General features: G+C 64.9%; 5 protein-coding genes. 3 read left to right on the top strand and 2 right to left on the bottom strand.

Annotated features, from left to right (window positions below):
• A partial coding sequence (locus ACL03I_RS39185) for a hypothetical protein (protein ID WP_412808622.1) occupies positions 1–439 on the top strand: 439 nt, incomplete at its 5' end.
• A 77-nt stretch (positions 440–516) separates the two neighbouring features.
• Here the strand turns inward: ACL03I_RS39185 and ACL03I_RS39190 are convergent.
• Positions 517–1,248: an ANTAR domain-containing protein gene (locus ACL03I_RS39190; protein ID WP_412808623.1), complete on the bottom strand. Its 732-nt coding sequence runs from the start codon at positions 1,246–1,248 to the stop codon at positions 517–519.
• The gene (locus ACL03I_RS39195) at positions 1,164–1,385 is read right to left on the bottom strand and encodes a hypothetical protein (RefSeq protein WP_412808626.1); all 222 of its coding nucleotides are present in this window, start codon (positions 1,383–1,385) and stop codon (positions 1,164–1,166) included. The genes ACL03I_RS39190 and ACL03I_RS39195 overlap by 85 nt, the downstream gene beginning before the upstream one ends.
• Positions 1,386–1,648: 263 nt before the next feature.
• On the opposite strand from ACL03I_RS39195, the gene ACL03I_RS39200 reads away from it, so the two are divergent.
• Together ACL03I_RS39200 and ACL03I_RS39205 are read left to right on the top strand one after the other, a co-directional pair.
• Entirely contained in the window at positions 1,649–1,849 is a 201-nt protein-coding gene (locus ACL03I_RS39200) for a hypothetical protein (protein ID WP_412808624.1), read from the top strand.
• 119 nt (positions 1,850–1,968) lie between these two features.
• A complete protein-coding gene (locus ACL03I_RS39205; RefSeq protein ID WP_412808625.1) occupies positions 1,969–2,208 on the top strand; it encodes a hypothetical protein in 240 nt (79 codons plus the stop codon).
• Positions 2,209–2,313 lie beyond the last annotated feature (105 nt).

Below are 2,313 nucleotides of genomic sequence, written 5' to 3' on the forward strand. Positions count from 1 at the left end.
GTTGTACGTGGACGACGACGAACGCCAAGTGTGGGAGTTCGCGGTAGGACTCGGGTTGCCGGACGCGACCGGGCCCGGTGCCCTCGACGGCGAGGGAATCCACCCGGTTGCGCTGGCGCTCGAGGAGAGCGCCCACCGGATCCGCGGGATGAACCGTATCCCGTGCTTTACCAGCTTCGGACCGGTCACCGCGGTCGATGAGTTCGCTCAGCGCGCGTGGGGCTACGCATACGACCCGGCGCGCGTCCCAGTTGAATGCCGTCTCGCCGTCTATGTGACCGATGACGAGCTGGAGGAACTGGTGTCAGCGATCGTCGAGGATCTCGGCATCGATGAGGACGGATACTCAGTGATGGTCGGCCGGAAGGTCACCGTCGGCCTGCGGGCCATCTCGCTGGAGTCCCCAGAGAACAGCTTCTACCAGCACCTCGTGGGCTAATACCGGGATCAACCCACCACGGATTGACTCCGTTCCGGACGCGCCCAGGTGACGAGGACTACCAACCGGTCCTAGAGCTACATCCCGCGGATGATCAAACCATTCGCGTAGCGCAGCCGCGTCTGTGCATCGAGGCCCGTCGCTCCGAGTAGAGTGACGGGCCTCGTCGGTCTCCAGGCCGTCCTCGGCACCCGCTTCAGACTGATGTGTTGGGCCCGGTGACGTTCCCCGTGCCCGACCTCGCTTCCCTCGGCGGCTTGATACGCTTCTTGGACAACGCGATGCGCTGGAATTCCGCGCCTTTGGCGCCGGGTGTCGAGTGTCCGAAAACCGAAGATCGTTTTACGACGCCTCATCTGAGACTCGCGCCAAACCATGCATGTTCCTCTCCCGAACCGTGCATGTGGGTGCCAGCAGTCGGCGGTGCCCGCCGGAGGGTCGGGGAGTTCGTGGGCGGTGAGCAGCAGGTGGTCGAAGCGGGTACGCACGACGACCGGGGCCCCACTGCCGGCGGTGACCGCGGTGACCAGTTTGGCGGCCAGGGTGCGGATTTTGGTGTGGGTTTCCTGCGAGCGCCAGCGCAGCACGCCGAATGCTTGTTCGGCGGTGATGCCGTAGACGAACATCAGCACGCCTTTGGCTTGCTCGATCGCCGCGCGGGTTTCGACCAGTTTCGACAGGGCGCCGTGAAGGGTTTCGTTGCGGTTCCCATCCAGCCGGGCGGTCAGATCGATGAAGTAGCCGACCGTGCCGATCGTGGCGCCGGTGCCATCGAACATCCGGTCACCGACCACCAGGACCTGACGCACCGCGCCGTGGTGTCGATGATGCGGTGGCGGCTGCAGAACGGTTCGTCGTGCTGCACCGAGGAGGCCAGGGTCGCAGCGACGGTGTCGCGGTCGTCGGGATGTTTGTGCGACAACACCATCTCGGTGGTCGGTTCCATCGTGCGGGGTTCGTAACCGTGGAGCTGGGCGACCTGTTCAGACCGTTCCCAGCGTTGGTCGGCGAACCAGAACCGGAAACCACCGACCACATACGGGCTGGCCGCCGCGATCTGCGCCAGCGACGACTGCCCTGGGGCACCCTGCGAATGCTGTGACACAGGCACAGTTATTCGCCCGTGCCCAGGTGGCCGACGAACCACTCGGCAGGCTGTTGAGTGAGTATGCGAACTGGCCCGGGCAGGCGTATCCCGGAGGAGAGGGCATGAGCACGGAAAGGTCCGTCATGTCGAAGTCCGGTGGGAAGGGACACGGCGGCGGCAAGATGACCACCGCGGCCGCGTCCCAGATCCAGTCCGCGGCGGCGAAGAACCCAGGCAGCAGCTCCGCGAAGTCCGGCTTCGCCTCCCGCGCTCAGTCCAGCGCGGCGAAATCCGGCAGCGGCAACAGCGGCGGGAAAAATTAGCTGTGCGCCCGCTGTCCCTACAGCGGGTGAGCAACCCGAATCACGAAGGGGCACGCCAGTTCGGCCGGGTTCCTTCGTGATTCGGACAGAGGGCGCTCTTTGCGCCTACTCTGCTCGGTATGAGCGAAACACTCGTCTATCTGACCGAGGCCGCGCTCGCGGCCCTGCCGGACCAGATCGAAGGTATCGAGCTGGCCTTTGGCAAAGGCATCTTGGCTCAGGAGCTCAGCTTCAACAACGGTTGGCTGCAGGTGCGGGTCGCTCCGCCCGATGGTGACAAGGACGATCACCATAGCCTGGTCGTGTTCGATTTCCCGACGGCTTCTGTCGCCGCCGTGCACTACCCGCGACGAAAGTAGGTCTTCTCGGATCTCACCTGGTTTGAGCCGCCGTTGACCAACAAGAAAAGGCCCTGCCGACGGCGGGGCCTCTTGGCTTACTCGGGCTGGCGGCTACAGCGGCTG

It is taken from the genome of Nocardia sichangensis, from assembly GCF_047200615.1.
Lineage (GTDB): Bacteria > Actinomycetota > Actinomycetes > Mycobacteriales > Mycobacteriaceae > Nocardia > Nocardia sichangensis.